Below are 23,399 nucleotides of genomic sequence, written 5' to 3'. Positions count from 1 at the left end.
TTCCGCATTTTTTTCCACAACAATGAATAAGCCAATTTTCGAATTCGCAGAAATGCGGATGACGAATATTCGGCGTTGGGGGAAGATTGTGAAGACAGGCCAGGGGGGCTTGGGACGGCCATGCAGGATAAAATCCTTCTGATTGAAGATTCCGTTGCTCTTTCCATGCTGCTGAAGACGCGGCTTTCGGAAGAAACGGAAGCCGAGGTTGTTCATTGCGACAGCATGGCCGCGGCCGATGCCCTCATGCAAGCCCATAGTTTCACGCTGGCGCTGACGGGTCTCAATCTGCCCGATGCACCGAAGGGCGAGATTCTCGCACTTTTATCCGAGCGTAAGGTGCCGGCGATCGTTTTCACCGCCACGGTGGATGACGAGGCGCGCAAGCGCTACGCCGAAAAGAAGATCATCGACTACATCGTCAAGGACGGCCATCGCACCGTCGATGCGGTGGTCAGAACGGTCCAGCGGATTTTGAGCAACAAGCTTTTTTCCGTCCTGGTGGTCGATGATGTTCGCACCGCCCGTTCCGGTCTCGTGGAAATTCTGGAACGGCAGAATTTCAGGGTCAGCGAGGCCCATTCGGGCAAGCAGGCGCTGGAAATACTGTCGCAGGACCCGACGATCCAGCTTGTCATCACCGACTACCATATGCCCGACATGGACGGTTATGAGCTGACGCGCCGCATCCGCGACAGCCGCTCATCCGAAGATTTGCGGGTGATCGGCATATCGTCCTCCACCGACCGGTTGCTTTCGGCAAGCTTCCTGAAGGCGGGCGCCTCGGATTTCGTCTACCGCCCTTTCGTGCCGGAAGAATTGCAGTGCCGCATCGATAACAATATCGAGACGCTGAAGCAGCTTAAACGCCTGCGCGAGCTGGCCGAACGAGACCACCTCACCGGTCTGCCCAATCGCCGCTCCTTCTTCGAGCGCACGCGGGCGCTGATGGATGTCATCAACGGCAATGACGAGAGCGGCGCAGTCGCCATTCTCGACATCGACCATTTCAAGAAGATCAACGACACGCTGGGGCACGATGCCGGCGACAGGGCGTTGAAAAAGCTGGCCGAACTGCTGCATGACATGTGCGATGAACAACGCCATATTCCCGCCCGCCTCGGCGGCGAGGAGTTTGCCGTGTTCCTACGTGGGCTGGATGCGCGAGCCGCCTATCAGTTCTGCGAAGAGCTGCGTGGGCAGGTGGAAAAGAATGGCCGGCAGCTGAGCGGCAGCAGCCTCGCCCTGACGATTTCGCTCGGCGTCGTGGAGATCGAAAAGGGCGAACCCTTCGACAACCAGCTGAATGCGGCGGACCAGCTGCTCTATCTCGCCAAGGCAAATGGCCGCAACCGCGTCTATTCCGACATCATGATCCAGGAAGGCCTGCAGAAGATCGGCCGGAACAGCTGAGCTTTTCTGAACAAGATAGTCTTGTGTGGGACCGAGCGCGTGCCGCGTAACGACGGCTGACCTCAACTTCCTCGGAAAGCATCTCAAAACAGCGACATCTGCCCGTCATCCTTCGCCGGTTTGATCTTCGCCAGCGGCGCGCTTTCCGGCACCGGCTCGATGAGATCGGCACCGACATTGGCGACCTTGTTGACCTTGTCCGATACCGGGATCATCTCGAAGAAATCATCCTGAACCGGCCGCATCAGGTCGACGATCTCGCGCGGTTCCTGGGTCTTGCAATCCAGCCAGCGGCTGAAATCCTCGGGCGCAATGACAACAGGCATGCGGTCGTGAATACGGCCGATCGCGGCATTGGCGGCGGTGGTGAGGATCGCACCGGGATCGACCTCCGAACCGTCGGCGGAAGACCAGGTTTCCATGAGGCCGGCGAAAGCGACTATGCCGCCACTTTTCGGGCGAATGAAATAGGGTTGCGGTTTGCCGCCCTCCTCCTTCGGCGGGCGTCGCCATTCGTAAAAGCCGGTTGCGGGCACCAGCACGCGGCGATGGCGCATGGCGGCGCGGAAGGAGGCCTTGCCGATGGCGGGTTCCGAACGGGCGTTGGTGAGCAGCGGAAAATCCTTCGGGTCCTTTACCCAGCCCGGCATGAAACCCCAGCGGCCCAGCACGGCGCGGCGATTGGGCAGGTTGCTGCCGCGCTCCTGCCGCTCCCCCTCCATCACGATCAATATGGGCTGCGTCGGTGCGATGTTGAAACGGGCGGGAAAATCCTCAAGGCCGATCAGATCGAGATAGTCGGCGATCTCCTCGGGTGTCGCCTTCAGCACGAAACGTCCACACATGCTTTTTCCTCAACCCCTTGGTCCGAACAGGATGATGGCGGTGCCGGCAAGGCAGACAGCGCCGCCGGCAATATCCCATTTGTCCGGCGCATGCCCTTCCACGCCCCAGAGCCAGAAAAGCGACGCAGCGATGTAAATCCCGCCATAGGCGGCGTAAGCCCTGCCCGCCGCCTCTGTCGGAACCAGTGTCAGAAGCCAGGCGAAAGCGGCAAGCGCCAGCATGCCCGGCAGCAATATCCACCCGGTCTTGCCGAGTTTCAGCCAGGCCCAGAAGGAAAAACAGCCGGCGATTTCGGCAAGAGCCGCCAGGACATAGATAAGATAGACCTTCATTCCACCGTCTTTAGCATGCACAATCGCGACAGTTCCGGACTATAACGCTCACTTCGGAAACCGGAATCGATTTTCCGGACCACGACACTATAGACAGGCCGCAGACGGCCGAAACAAGCGAAACCATTCATGACCCTTCGTATCAAGCCCCGCGCTGCCTCCTCCGCCATCGTCAGGAACGGAGACCGGCTGCTTCTCGTGCGCCGTATCAACCCGCCCTCGAAGGACATGTTCGCCTTTCCGGGCGGGCGCGGCGAAGACGGCGAAACGGCAGCCGAGACGGCGCTGCGCGAATTGCACGAGGAAACCGGTATCGTGGCGCGAAGGCCGCAGCTTTTCGCGACCTATGATCTTCCCTCCCGCGACGCTGAAGGCGTGCTGACGAGCCATTATTTCCTCTCCGTCTTCACCGTGGAGACGGATGCCGATCCCGTCGTGACTGTGGGCGACGATGCGGCGGATGCCGGGTGGTACACATTGGCGGAAATCCGCCTTCTGCCTGCGCCCGAAAGTGTGGTCGAATGCGCCGAGCGCCTGCTTGCATGATTGCCAGTCAGCCAGAATCGCTATTATCTAGGACTGATCCGCCCGCCGGATGGTCACGAGCCAACAGTTCACGAGTATGTGTGGGGCAGAATAGAATTTTGATACGGCCAACCATCTTCCTGTCTCTTTTTCTGACCATGCTTGCCATATCAGGGCAAGAAGGCATCGCTTTTGCGCAGCCTTCAAAACCGGCTTCCGAGGCACGTCCGGCGGAAGCGATACCGCCCAAGCCCGCTCCTTATGACGACAAGCTGGCACGGCTGTCGGAAATACTGGGCGCGGTGCAATATCTGAGAACCCTGTGCCCCTCTTCCGGACCGGAGGACTGGCGCAGGTCGATGAGCGATCTTCTGGCTGCGGACACGGCCAACGAACCTGAACGACGTCAGCGCATGACGGCTGCATTCAACCGTGGATACCGCTCCTTTGCGGCCATCCACACCAGTTGCACACGCGCCGCCATCATGGCAGAAGAGAACTACCGTAACGAAGGGGCAACACTCGCGCAGGAAATCGCGTCCAGGTTCGGAAATTAGAGGATTGTTAACCTCTTTTCGCCGCAGCCCGTGCCGTTTTGATAAAAGGCTGCTAGTGTTGTTAACAGGGTGGTAAGGACTTGCCCGCCCTGTCGAGGATGAAAAATGCAGACAAGCCGTAACGAAATCGACGATATGATCGTGCATGAAAAGATGCAGGTCGCTCTGGAACACCAGAACGAGGCATGGGCTGACGGCATGGCCGACGGCATCGAGCCGGAGATCATCGCCGATGCCGCCATCGCTCTGGCCATGCGCGAAACCATCCGTATCCATGGCGAGGCCGGCGCTGAAGCAATGCTGGAATCGCTGCGCCAGCGCATGCTTCAGGGCGAATTTTCGCCGCAGCGGGTAATACAGTAAAGCCGGGGTCTATCATGTCTTGCCTGAGCAAGGGCCTTTTGCGCTCTTCCGCCCTGCTGTCCATTCTGCTTGCCCTGACCGCCGGTCCGATTGGCGTGCCGAGCCGCGCCTTTGCCCTTTCCGAGCTGAAGCCGGCGCAGAACACCGAAAGCGAGCCAAAGGCCGAGAGCGAGCAGCCGCAGCAGGCCCAGCCTGCTGAGCCGGACGAGATCGAAGGCGATTCGGAAGGCATTCCCCTGCCCGACCCTTTGGTGGACCGTTCCGCTGGCCAGGCAAACCAGCAATCCGCCAAGCCCTATAACACCCCGGAAATGTCTGTTGTAATCGAGCACGACATTTCCAAGGCGCCGGAACCCGTGCGCAAGCTGCGCCAGCAGATCATCGATGCCGCCGCGTCAGGCGATATCGAAAAGCTGCGACCCTTCATCGCCGCCGGGCAGAACCAGTTCCGCATCGACGGTAATGACAGCGAAGACCCGATTGCAGCGCTGAAAAGCTATTCCGGCGATCCGGACGGGTTGGAAGTGCTGGCGATCATCATCGATCTCCTGTCGACCGGTTATGCCCATATCGATGCCGGCACCCCTGACGAAGCCTATGTTTTCCCCTATTTTGCCGGAAAACCGCTGAATACGCTGACTGCACCGGAAAAGGTGGAGCTTCTGCGAATCATCACGGCGGGCGATCTGGCGGACATGCAGGAATTTGGCAATTACAGCTTCTATCGCGTCGGCATTTCGCCTGACGGCAAGTGGAAGTTCTTCACCGCCGGCGATTGATCGCATCGCAGTGCTTGCCGTTCTCGGGCAAAAATCCTAACTGTGCGGAATGAGCATTCCGGCAAATGCATCTGCATCTTGCCTGCTATCCGCATAGTCTCGACGAACCGAACGGTGACACCATGCCTTCCGCCTTTCTTGCCGACCGCCGCCTGATCCGGGTTTCCGGCACCGGCGCCGAGGAGTTTCTGAACAACCTCATCACCGCAGATATCGAGAATCTGCCGGCAGGCGAGGCCCGGGCCGCGGCACTTCTGACGCCGCAGGGCAAGATCCTGTTCGATTTCCTGATCTGGCGCGATGGCGGGGACTATCTGATCGAAACGGGCGCCGCCGAACAGGACGCATTGCTGCGCCGCCTGACCATGTACAAGCTGCGCGCACCGGTCGACCTCAAAGTCGAGACGGTCGAAGGTGTGAGCGTTTTCTGGACCGAGACTGCACCGGTGGCAGGCATCAGGGACGGCCGTTTCGCCAAGGCCGGAATCGATCTCTTCAGGCTACCGGGTGCATCGGCTTCGGGCGATGTCGCTGCCTATGATGCGCTGCGCGTTGACCATGGCATTGCCGAATCCGGCCGGGATTATGCGCTGCAGGATGCTTTTCCCCATGATGTTCTGATGGATGTGAATGACGGCGTTTCCTTCAGGAAGGGCTGCTTCGTCGGCCAGGAAGTCGTTTCGCGCATGAAACATCGCGGTACGGCAAGACGCCGCGTCGTCACCGTTTCGGCCGGAGGCGCGTTGCCCGCCAGCGGGACGGAGATTACCGCCGATGGAAAACCGGTCGGCACGCTTGGAACCGTTTGCGGCAACAGGGCGCTTGCCATCGTGCGGATCGACCGCATTGCCGATGCGCTTGCTTCGGGCACGCCGCTTCTTGCCGGGACTGTTCCCGTGACCGTGGCCCTGCCGGCCTGGAGCGGCCTTTCCTTCCCGGCGGCCGATCCCGCGGCTCGGGCGGAGGATTAAGAGTGACGCCCGCAAAAAGCCCGCGCGCCTGGCAGCGCATGCTGTCCGGCCGGCGGCTCGATCTGCTCGACCCTTCGCCGCTCGATGTGGAAATTGCCGATATCGCCCACGGCCTTGCCCGTGTCGCCCGCTGGAACGGCCAGACGCGCGGCGACCACGCCTTTTCCGTCGCCCAGCATTGCCTCATCGTCGAAACCATCTTCTGCCGCATGTGCACGGGTGCGACGCCTGATGACATGCAGATGGCGCTTCTGCATGACGCGCCGGAATATGTCATCGGCGACATGATCTCGCCGTTCAAATCCGTGGTCGGCGGTGGTTACAAGACCGTGGAAAAACGGCTGGAGGCCGCCGTGCATCTGCGTTTCGGCCTGCCACCACATGCATCGCGCGACTTGAAGGACCGCATCAAGAAGGCCGACACGGTCGCCGCCTTTTTCGAGGCGACGGAGCTTGCCGGTTTTTCCACCGCCGAGGCGCAGAAATTCTTCGGCCTGCCGCGCGGCATTACCCGCGATATGTTCGACATGACGCCCCTGCCCTCCACCGAAGCGCAAAAGCTGTTCATCGAACGTTTCGAGGCTATCGAGGCGCTGCGCGCGGTCAGGACGGGGAGCGCGACATGACGGCCATTGTCGTATCGCCGCTGTCGCGGATCGCGGAGATGGCCGTGAAACACAAGGCCCGCGAAATGGTGACACTGATCGCCAAAGAGCAGGCCTTTCACCGCCCCGCCGTCATTGCCGCAGACCGGCATCTGACGCTTGCCATGAACGACATCACATTCAAAGGCACCGCTGATCTCATCGCGCCTGATGATGCGCATGTGCTGAGGCTGATCGATTTCGCCCGCGAATGGGACCAGTCCGCGCCGCTGCTCATCCATTGCTGGATGGGTGTTTCGCGCTCGCCCGCCGCCGCCGTCATCGCAGCGCTCAGCCTTTATCCTGACCAGGATGAAATGGAGCTTGCGCTGCGCCTGCGCGCCGTCTCACCCTATTCCACGCCGAATGCCCGCATCATTGCCATCGGCGACCGTCTGCTCGGACGCGACGGCAGGCTGGTGGCGGCGATCAAAAAAATCGGCAGGGGCGCGGATACGGATGGTAACGTGCCCTTCGTACTGCCGCTTGGCGCCTGAGGCCGTTTTAGCGGAACCCTCACGGCGTCCAGTCGTTACCAACCCTGGACAGCAATAAAAATCACAGGATAATTCATGGAACAACAGGCAACGGATATCATCGTCGCATCGCAGGCGGCGTTGCAGCAGGCGAGCGCGCTTGCGGTGCAATATTCCTTCTCGGTCGTTGGTGCGCTTCTGCTGCTGATCATCGGCTGGCTGGCCGCCACCTTCCTGCAACGCTGGGCCTTTCAGGGCCTGTCGCGCATTCGCGGCTTCGATGCGACGCTTGCCGGCTTCTTCGCGGGCGCCATCCGCTATGTGGTTCTCATTCTCGTGCTGGTCATGGTGCTTGGCCAGTTCGGCGTGCAGACGGCCTCCATTCTCGCCGCCCTTGGCGCCGCCGGTCTGGCCATTGGTCTGGCGCTGCAGGGCACGCTGCAGAATATTGCCGCCGGCATCATGCTTCTGGTGCTGCGCCCCTTCCGGGTCGGTGAATATATCGAGACCGGCACGGTCAGCGGCACGGTGATCGAGATCGGGCTCTTTGCCACCGAACTCAAGACCAGCGATGGGCTCTATCGTCTCGCGCCCAACTCCACCCTCTGGAACGTGCCGATCACCAATTACAGCCGTTTTCCCTCGCGCCGTCACGAACTGAGCCTGACGGTCAAGACTGACGAGGATCTCACGGCCGCGCAGAATATGCTGATGAAAGTCGTTCGCTCGGAGAGCCGGGTTTTGCTGGACCCCGCCCCCGTCACCTTCGTCGATTCGGTCAGCGCCGACAGCGCCACCGTCAAATTGCGCTACTGGGTGCGCAGCGACAGTTATTTCGCGACAACCCGCGACGTGACGAAGGCCATGAAGCTCGCCTTCGACGAGCGCAAGGCGGAAGTGAACGCGCAGCCTGCCTGAGGCCTCGCGCCTCCCCCTCTCTTCAAGCGCGGTGGCTGCAGCAGCCATCGCGCTTTTTCGTTGCGTTGCGTTGGAGCACACACTTGCATCCCGCTGACGTGGCCTCTATAGGTCGTTACGTAATGTTATTACGTAACTTACTTTTATGAATATGAGAGGGCCGAAACAATGCAGAAGATACTCACCCGCGTCACCGGCGCTGTCGCACTTGGTTCCATGCTGCTGGCGGCGACCACGGCAATGGCTGCCGGTGGCGACAAATCCGCAGCCCATAGCCACGACCATGGACACGATCACGGCCACCAGATGACCGAGGCTGAAAAGCAGATCTACAAGGGTTATTTCGAGGATGCGCAGGTGAAACAACGCACGCTTTCCGACTGGGAAGGCGACTGGCAGTCGGTCTATCCTTACCTGCTGAACGGCTCGCTGGACCCCGTCATGGCCGAAAAAGCGGCCCATGGCGACAAGAGCGCTGCCGAATACCGCGCCTATTACGACATCGGTTACAAGACCAATGTAAACCGCATCGTCATCAAGAGTGACAGCGTGGCGTTTTATAAGGACGGCAAGCCCGCTGAAGGCACCTATGTCAGCGACGGCCATGAAATCCTGACCTACAAGAAGGGCAATCGCGGTGTCCGCTACATCTTCAAGAAAACCGGCGGCGATGAGGCCGCACCGCAATTCATCCAGTTCAGCGATCACTCCATCGCCCCTGTCAAGGCGGGCCATTACCATCTCTACTGGGGAGCTGACCGCAAGGCGCTGCTGGACGAAGTGACCAATTGGCCGACCTATTATCCCTTCCTGATGGACGGCGGCGATATCGTGAAAGAAATGGCGGCGCATTGAGACCGTAACTTAGCGGTCTTCCGCAGCATGCGTGAATGACGCGAGCGGTTGCCGCTTGTCACCTTCTCCCCAAGGGGGGAAGGTCGCGGCAGCGGGATGAAGGGGCAAGCTCTCGGCTTATCGCTGGCGGTGCCCCTCATCTACTCCTCCGGGGCATCTTCTCCCCGGCGGGGAGAAGAAAGGCTCACTGCCCCATGGTCGAACGATGCGCCCAGCCGGTCATGCGCTTTTCAAGCCAGGCCATAATCGCATACATGACGATGCCTTCCACCGCGAGCATCAGCAGGCCGGCAAAGACGAGCGGCACATTGAACTGGCTCTGGGCCGAACTCATCATGTTGCCGAGGCCATAATTGGAAGCGACGGTCTCCGATACGACCGAGCCGACGAAGGCGAGCGTGATGGCGATTTTCAGCGAGCCGAAGAAATAGGGCATGGAACGCGGAATGCCGACCTTCAGCATGATATCCATCTTCTTTGCGCCGAGCGCCCGCAGCACATCTTCCGTTTCCGGCTCTATGGTGGCAAGCCCGGTCGCGACATTCACGACGATGGGAAAGAAGGAAATCAGGAAGGCGGTCAACACGGCGGGGACCGTGCCGATGCCGAACCAGATGACGAGGATCGGCACAAGCGCCACTTTCGGGATGGCGTTGAAGCCGATCATCAGCGGATAAAGCCCGGCATAGATGGTTTTCGACCAGCCGATGAACAGACCGATGGCAAGACCGGCGGCCACAGCAATGGCAAAACCCAGTGTCGTCGTATAAAGCGTCTGCAGCGAATTCTTCCAGATCGGCGACCAATATTGCATGATGGCCTGCCCGACCCTTACCGGCGACGGCAGAATGGTGGGCGGCATTTTCAGCGCATGGACGAGCAGTTCCCACAACACGAAAAGCGCCAGCGTATAAAGCCATGGAGCGGCTTTCACCCAGTTGACGCGGGCGATCAGCGGCTTGCGCGGCTCGGCCGCAACGGTGCTTTCCACAATCGCACTCATGCCGCCACCCTCGCCTGGGCGATCTCGCCATGCAGTTCCTGCACCATGTCGTTGAAACCCCTGTCATACATGATATCGAGCTGGCGCGGGCGGGCAAACGGAACGCGGTGTTCCGCGAGCACGCGGCCCGGCCTTGCGCTCATCACGAAAATCTTGTCGGCCAGAAATGTCGCCTCGCGCAGATCATGGGTCACAAGGATGATGGTGACACGCTGTGCGGCGTGCAGGTCGCGGATGACGCACCACAATTCCTCGCGGGTGAAGGCATCGAGCGCGCCGAAAGGCTCGTCCAGCATCAGTAGTTCCGGTTCGTGGATCAAGGCCCGGCAAAGATTGGCGCGCTGCTGCATGCCGCCGGAAAGCTGCCACGGATACTTCGAACCGAAACCCTTCAGACCGACGATTTCCAGCAGTCGCTCGGCTTTCGCGACATATTCCGCCTTATGGGCGCGCAGGCGTCGGCGATGTCTCTCGACGATTTCCAGCGGCAGCAGGATATTTTCAAGCGTCGTGCGCCAGGGCAGCATCGTCGGGTTCTGAAACGCCATGCCGACAATTGAAACCGGCTCCGTGACCTGCCGCCCGGCAACGATGACATTGCCCTTCTGCGGAATATGCAGCCCGGTCACCAGCTTCATCAGGGTCGACTTGCCGCAGCCGGAGGGACCGACCACGGCGGCGAATTCACCCTTGTCGACCGTCAGGTTCAAACCGGATACGGCCAGCGTGCCGGCGGAGCCGCCGTAACGCATGTCGACACTGTCTATTTCCACGAGATGTGACATTGCTGTTCCCGTTTTAAGTAAAATGATAGGCCATGACAGCCCGAAAGCGTCGCCGCTTGTTTCTTCTCCCCGCCGGGGTCTCCCGCTCGGGGAGAAGAGACTCGCGGCATCCGCCCGTTCTTTCTTCAGCATCAGGGAAGCATGCGCTCTTCCTTGGCCGGCAGGTAGGTCGCGTCGAACACCTGCTCCGCCTTGATGTTGCCCTTCAGGCCGAGGGAGACTTTCAGCGTTTCGACGGAGGCCGCAAGCCGGGCAGGATCGACGCCGCCCATGCCGTTTTCCACCACATAGGGCGTCTTGATATTCATGCTGTTGGCCATGTTGAGGCGTTCAAGCTCGATGGCGCTGTCGAGCGTCTCGTTGCGCTTGAGCACCGCCGCCACGCCCTCTTCGGGGTTCTTGACGGAATCGGCGAAGCCCTTGGCCAATGCTTTCAGAAAGCCCTTTACTGCTTCCGGGTTTTTCTCTGCGAAATCAGTGTTTACCAGCACCGCATTGCCATAAAGATTCAAGCCGTGCTCGGCCATCAGGATGGTCGAGATATCGTCATCGGCGATGCCCTGTTTCTTGAGGTTGAGGATCACCGAAAAGGCAAAGCCGAAAACGGCGTCGACATCGCCCTTAGCGAGCATCGGTTCACGCACCGGAAAACCGATCGATTCGATCTTGATCTTGCTGTCGTCGAGACCCGCCACCTGCTTGAAGGCCGGCCATTGCGCGAAAGCGCCATCCGGCGGCGGCGCGCCGAGCTTCTTTCCTTCCAGCGACTTCGGATCACCGGTGACACCCAGCGACTTGCGGCCGACCACGGCGAAAGTCGGGCGCTCATAGACCATATATACGGCCTTGATCTTCTGGCTCGGATCCTCGTCGAGGAACTTCATCACCGAATTGATATCGCCGAAACCCATCTGATAGGCGCCGGTCGCCACGCGCGGAATGGCTTCCACCGAACCATTGCCGCTGTCGATGGTGACATCCAGGCCTTCGGCCTTGAAGTAACCCTTGTCGAGCGCCAGCAGGAAACCGGCGGCGGGGCCTTCAAACTTCCAGTCGAGCGTGAATTTCACCGGTGTTTCGGCCCGCGCCTCGATGATCGGCAGCGAAAAGCCGGCGGCTACACCGATGGCGGTAATGGCCAGAGCTCTGGTCAACAACCTGCGCGTTAAAATCATCTATTCCCCCTGATGGTTTTGTTGGATTGGTTGCATAAGACCCAATTCCAACCCTCAAGGCAAGATAAAATTGCATACAAAATAGCCGTTATTTTGTATGCTTATTTTATATGCACAAACAATCACAAGACAGGCAAAAAGCCGGCAATCTGCCCATCGCGAATGCAACGAAGCGAAAGCAGTATCGTTCACCCAGAGAACACAGCGTTCTCATTTGCCGGGGTTGCGGATCAGGGGCAGCGTGCGACAAATAGGGCCAGGAACAGCAGGCGAAACGGCGGGACGGCAAGATGAATTCTGCACTGGGCATACACCACATCACCATGATCACCCGGAAGGTGCAGGCGAATGTGGATTTTTACGCCGGCTTTCTGGGCTTGAGGCTGGCCAAGCGCACGGCCGGCTTCGAAGACGCCATGCAGCTTCACCTGCTTTATGGCGACGACATCGCCTCACCCGGCTCGCTTCTGACATTTCTCGTCTGGGAAGATGGCGGCCAGGGCCGTGTCGGTTACGGCCAGACGCTGGAAATTTCCGTGGCGATCGATCCCGCTGCGATCGGCTTCTGGCTGACGCGGGCGCTGAGATTCGGCATCCGCGCGGAAGGCCCGACTGACGAATTCGGCGCTCCGGTTATCCGGCTGAAAGATCCTGACGGCCTGATCGTCAAGCTGGTCGGCACCCGCGCCTTTGCCGATGCCACGCCACATGTGACCGACGATATTTCCGCAGAAGACGCCATTCGCCGAATCTATGGTGCGACGGTGCTGAGCGAAGTGCCGGAAGAAACCGTAGCGTTTCTGGAGAAACATTTCGGCTACCGGCAGGAAAGCCAGGCGGGCGCGATCCGCCGGCTCGTTTCCGACAGCGGCGACATTATCGACGTGCGTGACGCCACCGGCTTCTGGTCCAGCGCGCCGGGCACCGGCACCGTCGATCACATCGCCTTCCGGGCGAAGGACATGGATGAGCTGAACACGGTTCTAACCGGGCTGAAATCGCTGAATTCCAGCACCACCAACGCCCATGACCGGAAATATTTCCACTCGCTCTACGTCCGCGAACCGGGCGGCGTGCTGATCGAAATGGCGACCGATGGGCCGGGCATGACGGTCGACGAACCGCTGGAATCGCCCGGCGAAAAACTGTTCATCCCGCCGCTCTTCATGAAGGACGAGGCGGATGTGCGTGTCGCCCTGCCGCAATTCTCGATGCCGGGCGAAGACCGCATCATCTATCGCGACCTGCCCTTCGTGCACCGTTTCTACACGCCCGAGGAAGCTGATGGCAGCACCATCATCCTGCTGCACGGTTCCGGCGGCAGTGAAACGAGCCTGATGCCGCTGGCGCACCGGGCAGCACCGGGCGCCACCCTTCTGGGCGTGCGCGGCCGCAGCACGGAAGAAGAAATCGCCCGCTGGTTCCGCCGTTTTCCCGATTTCAGCTTCGACCAGCAGGATATTGTCACGGAAACAGAAGCCTTTGCCGCCTTCGTGGAGGGGGCAATCCGCGCCTATGGTCTTGATCGCTCGAAACTGCGGTTTATCGGCCATTCCAATGGCGCGAACTTCTACGCTGCCTTTGCCGCGCTCTATCCCGAACTTGCAGGCGACGCCCTGCTCTATCGCCCGATGCCGGTTCTCGAAACATGGCCGCAAACCGATCTTTCCGGCCGCAATTTCCTGCTCGTGGCGGGACAACGCGACAAATATCTCGACAAGGCGAGCGAGCTGCAGGGAAAGCTCACGGCGAGCGGTGCAAAGGCCGAGATGGAAACCGTTGAGGACGGGCACGAGCTCGGGCTTACCGATATCGAAGCGGCGCGGCGGTGGCTGGCGGGTGCCTCCTGATTCGAGCGGTACATCGGATCGAGCGGAGGCCACCCATTTCTTCTCCCCGTCGGGGAGAAGAAACAAATGGCATATGCTTACCCCCGCGCCACCCACACCATTCATCAACCGGGCCTTGCATAAATTCACCAAAAGGGCTTTAAAAACAGCTTCGTAATTGGAGAGTCCGTTTGGAAATCCCGCTGTTTATCCTCGCCCTCGTCGCGGCCTTCATCTACACGCTGGTCGCGAGCATCCGCAATTCAAGCCGAATCAAGTCGCTCGAACGGGAGGTGCACAGCCTCAAGCGGCTGATGGCTGCGGGCGTGACGTCGGCTGCGGCAGTGCAAACGGAGAGCACGGAATCCACGGTAAAACCGGATTTCGAGGCGGAAGAGCCAAGCACGCCCCCTGCGGAAGACACAGCCCTCCAGGCTGAATACGCATCCGAGCCCGAAGACGCCGCCGCCATGGCAGCATCGGAAGAGCTGGCGCGCGAGGAGGCCCAACCTGCGCCTGCCGCCGAGGCCGTATCCACCCCGGCAACGAAGGAGAGCTTCGAAAGTCTGCTCGGCGCGCGCTGGGCGGTCTGGGCCGGTGGACTGGCGCTGGCGCTCGGCGGCATTTTCCTCGTTAAATATTCGATCGAATCGGGCCTGCTCAGCCCGGCCGTGCGGCTTTCGCTCGCCGCCATTTTCGGTCTTGTTCTCGGGCTTGCCGGCGAAGCGATCCGCCGCAAGGCGGTGCCGGGCATCGCCACCACCTATTCCAACGCCATGATACCGGGCGTGCTGACGGCGGCGGGCGCATTGACGCTGTTCGGCGTGGTTTATGCAGCCTATGGCATTTACGACTATATCGGTCCCGGCGCGGCTTTTGGCCTGCTTGGCCTCGTCGCTTTCGCCACCATCGGGCTTTCGCTGCTGCACGGGCAGGCGCTGGCCGGTCTCGGCCTTCTCGGTTCGATGCTGACACCCGCGCTGATTTCCACCGAAACGCCGAATATCTGGGCGCTCTTCGTCTTCCTCACCGTCTCCTGGCTGGCAACGGCGGCAGCGGCGCGCAGGCAGGGCTGGACCGTGGTTCCCTCTCTCGCCAATGCCGGGCTTGGCCTCTGGGCGCTCGGCTATATCGGCTTTTCCGAAACGATCAGCGCCGAACCGCCAACGCTTGCCCTGCTCGTCATGCTGGCGGGAACAATATTCCTCTGGCCCGGCAAGGCATTCGACACGCCGCCCGCCGAAACTGCTGAAACCGCAGCGCCCGAGCGACGCGCCGTCCGCGCCATGCGGCTTCTGCTACGCCCGTCACTCGCCCTCAATCTCACCGTCTCGATGGCCGTGATCCTGCCGGCAATCGGCTTCCTTTTTGCCGATGGCGGAGTCGATACTCATCCGGCCCTGATCGTTTCAGCGCTCGTCGCCGCCCTTGCAGCCCTTGGCGCCGCCCGCCACTATGCGGTATGGCCCGCTATTATCGCAGCACTTGGCGCGCAGGCTGCGGTATCGCTGATGTCACGTCAGGGTCTCGACCTCATCGGCGTTATCAATGACACTGCCGTGTCGCTTCCGCCCGTATCGGTTGGCTATGCGGCGGAAATCGCCATGGCGCTCGGCCTCGGGGCCGTCTTCGTGCTGTCCGCCTTCTCCTTCCTGAAACGCAAGGGTGCTGACGACGCGGATTTCGCCCAGCTCTGGGCTGGTATCGCCGCGCTATTCCCGGTCTGGCTCGCCACCGCAAGCTTTGTCGAATACGGCAATCTCGGCCGCGACTGGCTGCACGCCGCCTATGGCCTCGGCCTCGGCTTCGTGTTGATTGCAGGTGCCGAATGGCTGCACCGGCAGAACAATGAGGCCTATCGCAAGCCGCTCAACATTCTCGTGCTCGGATCATTCGCCGCCTTCGCGCTCAGCCTGCACACGCTGACGGAAGGGCTGGTGACAACCGTTCTGCTTTCGGTCATCGGTTTCATCTATGTGCTGGCAAGCCGTTACCGCAACTGGGAGGTTCTGCCCTGGGTGATGGCCGTGGCAAGCGTTGCCGTTCTCGGCCGCATCGCCTGGGAACCCACCATTGTCGGGCCGCAAAATCTCGGCACCACGCCGGTCTTCAACGCGCTTCTACCGGGTTACGGCATTCCTGCACTGCTGGCCGTCGTCTCGGCATGGCTGCTGCGCGACTGGCCGGGGGTCAGGGCGAAGAACTTCCTGCAGGCGATTGCCAGCGTCATGGGGCTTCTCGCCGTCGCCATCCTCATCCGCCACGCAATGAATGGCGGCACGCTGGATGACAGTGTGCCGACGCTTGGCGAACAATCGATCTATACGCTGCTGACCATCGGCTTCTCGGGCGTGTTGATGACGCTCGATCTGAAAAGCCCCAGCCCCATCTTCCGCTACGGCTCGATGATTGCCGGCGTGATTGCCGTCATCAACGTGCTGACGATGCATTTCTTCACGCTCAACCCCTATTTCACCGGCGAAAATACCGGCCGCATCCCGTTCCTCAACCTGCTGCTGATCGGTTACCTCCTGCCGGCGCTCGCCTATGGCGGCCTTGCCTATTACGCGCGGGGAAAACGTCCCCCGCCCTATGTCAGCATGCTGGCGGTGGCGGGCGCAGCGCTCGGTTTTGCCTGGGCCACGCTTTCAGTGCGCCGCTTCTGGCAGGGCGAAAATATTGCCGACTGGAAGGGTTTCCTGCAGGGCGAGACCTACAGCTATTCGGTGGTCTGGCTGCTGATCGGCGTGTTGCTGCTCGTGCTTGGCTCGCGCTTTAATGCCCGCAGCCTGCGTCTGGCATCGGGCGCATTCGTGCTGATCTCGGTTGCCAAGGCGTTCCTGATCGACATGAGCAATCTCGAAGGCGTGCTGAGGGCGCTGTCCTTCATCGGGCTCGGCGCGGTGCTCATCGGCATCGGCCTGTTCTACCAGAAAATCCTCACCCGGAAGCCGCAGGCATGATCGCGGCCGAGGCTTTCGCGCCCTATGCGGCGCTTGCGCAGGACCTGATACCGCACGCCGCAGACAGCGGCGACGGTTCGCATGATCTTGCCCATATTCACCGCGTCTTCCGCAACGCCATGCGCATCCATGTGGGCGAAGGCGGCGATGGCACCGTGCTGGCCGCCAGCGTGCTGTTGCATGATTGTGTGGCGGTGGAGAAGAACTCACCGCTGCGCGCGCAGGCCTCGCGGCTTGCGGCGGAAAAGGCATCCGGCATTCTGATGGGGCTCGGCTGGAAACAGGCGGATGTTGACGCCGCCGCCCATGCCATCACCACACACAGCTTTTCCGCCAATATCGAACCGCAGACGCTGGAGGCAAAAATCCTTCAGGATGCCGACCGGCTGGATGCCATCGGCATGGTGGGGGCGGCGCGCTGCTTTTATATTGCCGGGCGCATGGGCTCGGCACTTTACGATCCGGTCGACCCGCTGGCGAAGGACCGGCCGCTTGACGACCGCGCCTTTGCCATCGACCATTTCGAAACCAAGCTGTTCAAGCTGGCCGACGGTTTTCGCACCGAGACAGGCCGGCAGATGGCCAAAGCCCGCCACGAGCGGCTGAAACAGGTGCTGGACCTGTTTCTCGACGAGATCTAAGGAGACCCGAGATGCGTGTGACCGAACTCAACATCTATCCGCTGAAGAGCGCGCGCGGTATCCCTCTCTCCGAAAGCGCCGTTTCGGCCGAAGGCCTGCCGGGTGACCGCCGCGCCATGCTCACTGATCCCTCCGGCCATTTCATCACGCAGCGCGAATTGCCCGCCATCGCCACGGTTCTGGCCCGGCATGAGGATGGCGGCATGGCGCTGGCGCGCGACAGGGAAGATGAGATTTTCGCACGGCCATCCGGGCAGCGCATGGATGTGGCGGTGTGGGAATCGATCGTCAGCGCCAATATCGCCGATGACGAGACCAATGGCACGCTCTCGGCATGGCTCGGGCGCGAGGAAAAGCTCGCCTTTTTTGATGATACCTCGAAACGTATTGCGAGCCTCGAATGGGCGGGCAACGAAACGCCCGTCACCTTTGCGGACGGCTACCAGATCCTCGTCACCACCACGGCCTCGCTTGCCGCGCTGAACGACAATATGCGCGCCAATGGCGAAGACGCTGTTGGCATGGAGCGTTTCCGGCCGAATATCGTGCTTGACACGGACGAGGCATGGGCTGAGGACCGCTGGGCGGCCATCGAGATTGGCGGCATTCGCTTCGATCTCGTCAAACCCTGCGCCCGCTGCATCATGACCACGCAGGATCAGACCACCGGCTCGCGTGATGTGCCCTCCCCCATGAAAGCCATGGGCCGCATCCGCATGTCCGGCGACCGGCGCGTGCCCGGCCCGCTCTTCGGCTGGAACGTGACGCCGCGCAGCCAGGGCAAGCTGTCCGTCGGCGATGTGGCAAAGGTGGTCGAGGAACGGCCGGAAGGCTGGACGATCAAACGGCGGTAAGTTGCTGGTTCGGGTCAAACCCAACCCACAGCCCACAGCGCAAAGTTTTCATAGGCTGGCGCGCCCTCTCTCCATCATTCCTGCGCCTGTCACAGGATGAGGAAAGGACGGAGCATCACCGCATCACGGCTTGTGCGCCCCGACGATCAGGAAAATCGGGCGGCGATCTTCGTGCTTCAGTTCAGGCCGCTCGGCCATCAAGGCCGGATCAGGCCTCGGCTCCGCCAGCCGCGTCAAAACAAATCCGGCAGCCAGGAGACCATTGAGAAGGCCTGACACCGTGCGGTGATATTTGACCACATCGTCCGCCATCCAGTTGGAATGGCGCACGCCCTGACTTTGATAATTATCGAGCGGCCAGTGCAGGATTTCGCCATCCTCGCCATAAAACCAGTCCTGTTTTTCCAGCGCCGTGAAAACGGGATGTTCGATGGAAAAGATGAAATCGCCGCCGGATTTCAGCACGGCAAAGACCTTCGCGAATGCCACGTCGAGATCGCGGACGTAATGCAGGGCGAGAGAACTCAGCACCACATCGAAACTTTCCTGCGGAAAATCGATGTCTTCGATGGCGGCGCGGCGGTATTCGATGCCGGGCCCGCCATTTATTTCGGCGGCGCGGTGCAGCATGTTTTCCGAGAGATCAACGCCAACGACATGGCGCGCGCCCTGCTCTGCGGCAAAACGGCAATGCCAGCCGAAACCACAACCGAGATCAAGAAGGCTCCTGTCTTTCAGGGGCGGAAGCATGGCACGCAATTCATGCCACTCGCCGGCCTGACGCAGGCCCTCCACGGAGCGCGGCATGGCGCTGTAACGCTCAAAAAACCCTGGATCGTCGTAGATATTCTGTTTCATCGTCTTCTCTCCGGCCGTATTCCATCAATCGCATGAATAGTGGCCGTCAAGAAAAGTCGCTAGTGGGACTGGCTGACAAAAGATAATATTCATCCCATCATAGCGGAATCTGCGGCAAGCCATGTCCCTCTTTTTTGGGACGAGGCGCCGCGATGGGGGAATATTCATGTTGCAAGCCACACGCCAGACAATGCCCTGGCTGATTATCGCCGCCGGGTCACTGATTGCCGTCATGACCTTCGGGCCGCGTTCGGCCATGGGCTTCTTCCAGCTGCCGATGCTTGCCGATACCGGCTGGGACCGTTCCACCTTCGGTCTCGCCATGGCCCTGCAGAACCTCTTCTGGGGTCTCGGCCAGCCCTTCTTCGGCGCCATCGCCGATAAATACGGCACGGGCCGCGTGCTTGTTCTCTCCGGCCTGCTTTATGCTGCCGGCCTCATCTGCATGTCCTTTGGCACCTCGCCGTTCTGGCTGCATTTCGGCGGCGGCGTGCTCGTCGGGCTCGGCGTTGCCGCCGGTTCCTTCAGCGTCATCCTTTCGGCCTTTGCACGCCATGTCACGCCGCAGCAGCGTTCGCTCGCCTTCGGCATCGGCACGGCGGCGGGCTCAGCCGGCATGTTTCTGTTCGCACCGATCAGTCAGGGGCTGATCTCCACCTATGGCTGGTCGGACAGCCTCGTCTGGCTTGCCGCGATGATGATGCTCGTGCCGCTGCTCGCCTTCTTCATGCGCGGCAATTCCTCTTCCGGCAGCCAGTCGCAGGCGCAGTTCCAACAGACGGCAGGCGAAGCGCTGAAGGAGGCGCTCGGCCATAAAAGCTACCTGCTTTTGACCACCGGCTTTTTTGTCTGCGGTTTTCAGGTGGCCTTTATCACCGCGCATTTCCCGGCCTATCTCGGCGATATCGGCATCGAACCGCGCTACGCCGTCATCGCCATGGCGCTGATCGGCTTCTTCAACATCATCGGGTCGCTTGCCGCCGGTGTCATTGCCCAGCGTTATTCGAAACCCTATCTGCTCGCCTATATCTATATCGCCCGCTCTGTCGCCGTCACAGCCTTCCTGCTTCTGCCGCAATCGCCGCTTTCGGTCATCATCTTCGCCGCCGTCATGGGCATCCTCTGGCTTTCCACCGTGCCGCCGACCAATGCGCTGGTGGCGATCATGTTCGGCACCCGCCATCTCGGCATGCTCGGCGGCGTCGTGTTCCTGTCGCACCAGATCGGCTCGTTCCTCGGCGTCTGGCTCGGCGGCTTCCTTTACGACAGGCTGGGTTCCTATGATCTCGTCTGGTGGCTGGGCGTCGGCATGGGGATTTTTGCGGCCATCGTGCATTGGCCCATTCAGGAGCAACCGGCCCCGAGGCCTGCAATGGCCTAGTCAGACAGCCTTATCGAGCGCGGGCGGCATCACCTTCCCCTCAGTCGCCCGGCCTTCCAGCGCCTTCAGCGCCGCCTGCACGAAACCGTCGCGGGCGGCGTTTTCGTTGAGCCCACGCGGATCGTAGACATGTCGGTTGAGGAAATGGGCGGTGAGGCGGAAAGCCGCCGCAAGGCTGTCAGGATCGGCGGCCTTCGACTGGCCTTCGCTCAAGAAAGCCGGAAGCGACAGCATGCGCTCCGCATAGGGCGCGCCTGCCGTGCGGCAAACCGCCCGGCCCGTCTTTGGCGATACATAGATGAGGTCGGTGCGCAGCCCCGTCGCCGCGCATTCGGTCAGATCAAGCCCGAAACCGAGATCGTTCAGCACTGCCAGTTCAAAGCGCACGAACAATTCCCCGGCATCGACGGGGTCGTGGAGATTGTCGAGAATGATATCGAGCGCCTGATAGAGATGCGGGTGCGGATCACGCTCCGGCAGAAGCCTGAGAAGAGCACCCATGGCCTGTACGCCATAAACCGCGGTCGCCGTCTCCATCAGTTGTGCGGCGCGCAATTGCAGCGGCTCGATGCGGAACTCGCCGAGATGATCGTGAAGGCGCGCGCGCCAGATGACATCCACCCGGTTTCCGGCCTGTAGCACCGGCTGCATGCTGCGGGAACGGCCGGAACGGACCAGCCCCAGATGGCGGCCACGCGAAGGGGTCATCACCTCGGCGATGACACTCGTCTCGCCATGGCGTTTTACGCCGAGAATGATTGCCTCTTCCTGCCACTGCATGAAACGCGTCCGAATTTCGATTCAAGGCCGATCATACCCGATCTGGCGGCGAAACGTTATTCTTTTACGGCATTGTCGACCGTGCCGACGAGGTTGAGGACGAAATCGATAATTTCGTTTTCCCCGAAGGGCTTGCCCAGCAATGGCGCATGCATGAGATCATCCGGAAAGCCCGTCGTGTCGCCATAGCCGCTGACGAAACCGAAGGGAATTCCCCCATCGCGCAGCCCGCGCGCAAAATCATAGCTCTTGCCGTCGGTAAGGCTGACATCAAGAAGTACGCAATCGGCGCCGTCCTCTTCAACGGCCTGCCTCGCCTGCGCCAGCGTCGTGGCGATGACGACGGTTTCCACCCCCATGGACTGGAGAACCGCTTCGACATCAAGCGCCACCAGATATTCATCCTCAACGATGATAACCCGTTGTGGCACCATATGTTTTCTTCTTCCTAAAAAGATGGCCGCAAGGCTCGAAGCTGCGGTTTCCGACATGATTCTCCAGTGAGATATCACGACAGGAGTCGCAAATTACGGCTCCACCGTCATTTAAAAAAGACATGTCGAAAGAAGATCAGATGAAGGGTCTTTGCCGCTTCTCTTCGCTTTCCCAGCTGGCCACATGGCTCAACCCGGCATCATCAAGCACCAGACAACCCTTGTCGGTCCAGCGAATGAGACCGCGATCGACCAGCTTTCTCAAGGTCTTGTTGGTGTGGACAATGGACAGGCCAAGTGTATCCGCCACATGCTGCTGGGTGACCGGGATCGGCGTTTCCCCCTGTATGAGATGGACCGCCTTTGCCTTGCTGTAGAGGAAAACAATCAGATAGGCGGCGCGCTCCAGCGCCGTGCGCCGGCCGATGCTGAGGAGATGGCTGTCGAGCATGCGTTCCTCACTCGCAGCGATCCAGGTCAGGTCATAGGCAAGCGTCGGATGGTCGGTGAAGAGATTATTGAGGCGCGAGCGCTCGAAGACGCATAGGGTGACTGGCGACAGCGCCTCCACCGAATGCTGCATTTCCCCCATCACCGTGCCCTGCAGGCCGACGAGATCGCCGGGCATGACATAGTTCAGTATCTGCCGCCTGCCGTCTTCCAGCGTCTTGTAACGGAAAGCCCAGCCCTGCAAAACGGTGTAAAGATGGGCGCTATGCGAGCCTTCCATCAGGATGACGGAGCCGCCTTCCACCGCAAGTTCCCCCGTCTTGAAACGCGAGACGAAATCTAGCTCGGAGGAGGAAAAGTCGCGGAAATGCGGCAGGTCGCGCAGGGGACATTGCTGGCACGGGGTGGTGGAAATTCCGTTCGGTTTTTTTGGCGACATGAATATCCGTCATCGAAAAAAGGTTGCGCCCAATTGTTTTGGAACAACCCGCCCGAACGTATTCGGTTCCCGATGGTGGGTGAAGATATTCAGTTCGCTATTTGTACGTCGTTCCATCCCCCAGCGCCCTCATTCCTGTGCTTGCCACAGGAATGAGGGGGTGAAGCGGATGTGCTTCAGTTTCGGGGGAATTCCAGTCCCATTTCGCGGAAACGCTCGGGGTCATCACCCCAGTTCTCGCGCACCTTGACGAACAGGAAGAGATGCACCGGCTGTTCGAGGATTTCCGACAGTTCCTTGCGCGAGGCGGTGGAAATGGCCTTGATCGCGTCGCCGTTCTTGCCGAGCGCAATCTTCTTCTGGCTGTCGCGCTCGACATAGATCACCTGCTCGATGCGTACCGAGCCGTCCTTGCGTTCTTCCCACTTTTCCGTCTCGACATGCGAGGCATAGGGAAGCTCCTGATGCAGGCGCAGGAACAGCTTCTCGCGGGTGATTTCGGCAGCGAGCTGGCGCATCGGCAGATCGGAAATCTGGTCTTCCGGATAATACCACGGACCTTCCGGCAGAGCCTCCACCAGATAATCCATCAGGTCTTCGCAACCCGAACCGTTGGTGGCCGAAATCATGAAGGTGCGGTCGAAGGCCACCGTCTCATTGGCGGCGGCGGCAAGCTTAAGCAGGTCTTCGCGCTTCACCTGGTCGATCTTGTTGAGGCAGAGGATCTTCTTCTGCGGAACATCCTTCAGGCCTTCGAGAATGGCCTCGGCGTCGCCTTTAAGACCACGTTCGCTGTCGATCAGCAGCAGGATGAGATCGGCATCCTTCGCGCCGCCCCAGGCGGAGGTGACCATGGCGCGGTCGAGCCGACGGCGCGGCTTGAAGATGCCGGGCGTGTCCATGAAAACGATCTGCGCATTCTTGTGAATGGCGATGCCGCGCATCACGGCGCGCGTCGTCTGAACCTTGTGGCTGACGATCGAGACCTTGGCGCCCACCAGCCTGTTGACCAGCGTCGACTTGCCGGCATTGGTCGGGCCGATAAGGGCCACGAAACCGGAACGGGTCGGAAGGTTGTTGTCTCCGCCTTCAATGGCGGGGTTTTCGTGATCGGTCATGATATCCATC

25 protein-coding genes are annotated in these 23,399 nt (G+C 60.5%); 15 read left to right on the top strand and 10 right to left on the bottom strand.

The window, feature by feature from the left end:
• The first annotated feature begins 120 nt into the window (after nt 1-120).
• Nucleotides 121-1,413 (top strand): response regulator, encoded by a 1,293-nt coding sequence (locus ASB65_RS11305; protein ID WP_003501996.1) that lies wholly within the window; start codon nt 121-123, stop codon nt 1,411-1,413.
• An 83-nt stretch (nt 1,414-1,496) separates the two neighbouring features.
• Here ASB65_RS11305 and ASB65_RS11300 read toward each other — a convergent pair whose 3' ends face one another.
• Entirely contained in the window at nt 1,497-2,258 is a 762-nt protein-coding gene (locus tag ASB65_RS11300; RefSeq protein ID WP_060724010.1) for an SOS response-associated peptidase, read from the bottom strand.
• 9 nt (nt 2,259-2,267) lie between these two features.
• Nucleotides 2,268-2,591 carry a YnfA family protein gene (locus ASB65_RS11295; protein ID WP_031234137.1) on the bottom strand — a complete coding sequence of 108 codons (324 nt, stop codon included), beginning with the start codon at nt 2,589-2,591 and terminating at the stop codon, nt 2,268-2,270.
• A gap of 129 nt (nt 2,592-2,720) precedes the next feature.
• Between ASB65_RS11295 and ASB65_RS11290 the strand changes: the two genes are divergently transcribed.
• The 9 genes from ASB65_RS11290 to ASB65_RS11250 all read left to right on the top strand — a co-directional run bounded on the left by ASB65_RS11290 (nt 2,721) and on the right by ASB65_RS11250 (nt 8,679).
• Nucleotides 2,721-3,137 carry an NUDIX hydrolase gene (locus ASB65_RS11290; protein WP_060724009.1) on the top strand — a complete coding sequence of 139 codons (417 nt, stop codon included), beginning with the start codon at nt 2,721-2,723 and terminating at the stop codon, nt 3,135-3,137.
• Between the two features lie 98 nt (nt 3,138-3,235).
• Nucleotides 3,236-3,673, top strand: a complete 438-nt coding sequence (locus ASB65_RS11285; RefSeq protein ID WP_060724008.1) for a TIGR02301 family protein — start codon at nt 3,236-3,238, stop codon at nt 3,671-3,673.
• 105 nt (nt 3,674-3,778) lie between these two features.
• The gene (locus ASB65_RS11280; protein ID WP_003501987.1) at nt 3,779-4,036 is read left to right on the top strand and encodes a hypothetical protein; all 258 of its coding nucleotides are present in this window, start codon (nt 3,779-3,781) and stop codon (nt 4,034-4,036) included.
• A gap of 14 nt (nt 4,037-4,050) precedes the next feature.
• On the top strand, nt 4,051-4,815 hold the full coding sequence (locus ASB65_RS11275) for a hypothetical protein (RefSeq protein WP_060724007.1): 765 nt from the start codon (nt 4,051-4,053) through the stop codon (nt 4,813-4,815).
• A gap of 122 nt (nt 4,816-4,937) precedes the next feature.
• Nucleotides 4,938-5,786 (top strand): YgfZ/GcvT domain-containing protein, encoded by an 849-nt coding sequence (locus tag ASB65_RS11270; protein ID WP_080868518.1) that lies wholly within the window; start codon nt 4,938-4,940, stop codon nt 5,784-5,786.
• Nucleotides 5,787-5,788: 2 nt separating this feature from the next.
• On the top strand, nt 5,789-6,412 hold the full coding sequence (locus ASB65_RS11265) for a YfbR-like 5'-deoxynucleotidase (RefSeq protein ID WP_003501981.1): 624 nt from the start codon (nt 5,789-5,791) through the stop codon (nt 6,410-6,412).
• Nucleotides 6,409-6,927: a tyrosine phosphatase family protein gene (locus ASB65_RS11260; RefSeq protein WP_003501980.1), complete on the top strand. Its 519-nt coding sequence runs from the start codon at nt 6,409-6,411 to the stop codon at nt 6,925-6,927. Before ASB65_RS11265 ends, ASB65_RS11260 begins: the two co-directional genes overlap by 4 nt.
• 75 nt (nt 6,928-7,002) lie before the next feature.
• Nucleotides 7,003-7,824 carry a mechanosensitive ion channel family protein gene (locus tag ASB65_RS11255; protein ID WP_003501978.1) on the top strand — a complete coding sequence of 274 codons (822 nt, stop codon included), beginning with the start codon at nt 7,003-7,005 and terminating at the stop codon, nt 7,822-7,824.
• A gap of 168 nt (nt 7,825-7,992) precedes the next feature.
• Nucleotides 7,993-8,679: a metal-binding protein ZinT gene (locus ASB65_RS11250; RefSeq protein ID WP_060724005.1), complete on the top strand. Its 687-nt coding sequence runs from the start codon at nt 7,993-7,995 to the stop codon at nt 8,677-8,679.
• A 184-nt stretch (nt 8,680-8,863) separates the two neighbouring features.
• Here the strand turns inward: ASB65_RS11250 and ASB65_RS11245 are convergent, their stop codons facing one another.
• The 3 genes from ASB65_RS11245 to ASB65_RS11235 form a co-directional block, all read right to left on the bottom strand.
• Nucleotides 8,864-9,682: an ABC transporter permease gene (locus ASB65_RS11245; protein WP_003501970.1), complete on the bottom strand. Its 819-nt coding sequence runs from the start codon at nt 9,680-9,682 to the stop codon at nt 8,864-8,866.
• Complete coding sequence (locus tag ASB65_RS11240) at nt 9,679-10,467, bottom strand: ABC transporter ATP-binding protein (protein ID WP_003501967.1); 789 nt, start codon at nt 10,465-10,467, stop codon at nt 9,679-9,681. The genes ASB65_RS11245 and ASB65_RS11240 overlap by 4 nt, the downstream gene beginning before the upstream one ends.
• 131 nt (nt 10,468-10,598) lie before the next feature.
• Nucleotides 10,599-11,642, bottom strand: a complete 1,044-nt coding sequence (locus tag ASB65_RS11235; protein WP_035212343.1) for an ABC transporter substrate-binding protein — start codon at nt 11,640-11,642, stop codon at nt 10,599-10,601.
• Between the two features lie 290 nt (nt 11,643-11,932).
• On the opposite strand from ASB65_RS11235, the gene ASB65_RS11230 reads away from it, so the two are divergent.
• The 4 genes from ASB65_RS11230 to ASB65_RS11215 all read left to right on the top strand — a co-directional run bounded on the left by ASB65_RS11230 (nt 11,933) and on the right by ASB65_RS11215 (nt 17,929).
• Entirely contained in the window at nt 11,933-13,492 is a 1,560-nt protein-coding gene (locus ASB65_RS11230) for a VOC family protein (protein WP_060724004.1), read from the top strand.
• A gap of 170 nt (nt 13,493-13,662) precedes the next feature.
• A complete protein-coding gene (locus ASB65_RS11225; protein ID WP_060724003.1) occupies nt 13,663-16,434 on the top strand; it encodes a DUF2339 domain-containing protein in 2,772 nt (923 codons plus the stop codon).
• Nucleotides 16,431-17,075, top strand: coding sequence for an HD domain-containing protein (locus ASB65_RS11220; RefSeq protein WP_060724002.1), 645 nt, complete (start codon nt 16,431-16,433; stop codon nt 17,073-17,075). Before ASB65_RS11225 ends, ASB65_RS11220 begins: the two co-directional genes overlap by 4 nt.
• Nucleotides 17,076-17,086: 11 nt before the next feature.
• Nucleotides 17,087-17,929, top strand: coding sequence for an MOSC domain-containing protein (locus tag ASB65_RS11215; RefSeq protein WP_060724001.1), 843 nt, complete (start codon nt 17,087-17,089; stop codon nt 17,927-17,929).
• Nucleotides 17,930-18,052: 123 nt separating this feature from the next.
• On the opposite strand, the gene ASB65_RS11210 is transcribed toward ASB65_RS11215, so the two are convergent.
• The gene (locus tag ASB65_RS11210) at nt 18,053-18,787 is read right to left on the bottom strand and encodes a class I SAM-dependent methyltransferase (protein WP_060724000.1); all 735 of its coding nucleotides are present in this window, start codon (nt 18,785-18,787) and stop codon (nt 18,053-18,055) included.
• 166 nt (nt 18,788-18,953) lie between these two features.
• On the opposite strand from ASB65_RS11210, the gene ASB65_RS11205 reads away from it, so the two are divergent.
• Entirely contained in the window at nt 18,954-20,168 is a 1,215-nt protein-coding gene (locus ASB65_RS11205) for an MFS transporter (protein ID WP_060723999.1), read from the top strand.
• Here the strand turns inward: ASB65_RS11205 and recO are convergent, their stop codons facing one another.
• The 4 genes from recO to era form a co-directional block, all read right to left on the bottom strand.
• A complete protein-coding gene (gene recO / locus ASB65_RS11200; RefSeq protein ID WP_060723998.1) occupies nt 20,169-20,948 on the bottom strand; it encodes a DNA repair protein RecO in 780 nt (259 codons plus the stop codon).
• Nucleotides 20,949-21,004: 56 nt separating this feature from the next.
• On the bottom strand, nt 21,005-21,382 hold the full coding sequence (locus tag ASB65_RS11195) for a response regulator (protein ID WP_031234546.1): 378 nt from the start codon (nt 21,380-21,382) through the stop codon (nt 21,005-21,007).
• Between the two features lie 136 nt (nt 21,383-21,518).
• Nucleotides 21,519-22,271, bottom strand: a complete 753-nt coding sequence (locus ASB65_RS11190) for a Crp/Fnr family transcriptional regulator (protein WP_020813373.1) — start codon at nt 22,269-22,271, stop codon at nt 21,519-21,521.
• 176 nt (nt 22,272-22,447) lie between these two features.
• Nucleotides 22,448-23,398 carry a GTPase Era gene (era, locus tag ASB65_RS11185; RefSeq protein ID WP_060723997.1) on the bottom strand — a complete coding sequence of 317 codons (951 nt, stop codon included), beginning with the start codon at nt 23,396-23,398 and terminating at the stop codon, nt 22,448-22,450.
• Nucleotide 23,399: the final 1 nt, after the last annotated feature.

This window comes from Agrobacterium tumefaciens str. B6 (assembly GCF_001541315.1).
GTDB classification, from domain to species: Bacteria; Pseudomonadota; Alphaproteobacteria; order Rhizobiales; family Rhizobiaceae; genus Agrobacterium; species Agrobacterium radiobacter.
This window is presented reverse-complemented; position numbering and strand designations above follow the sequence as displayed.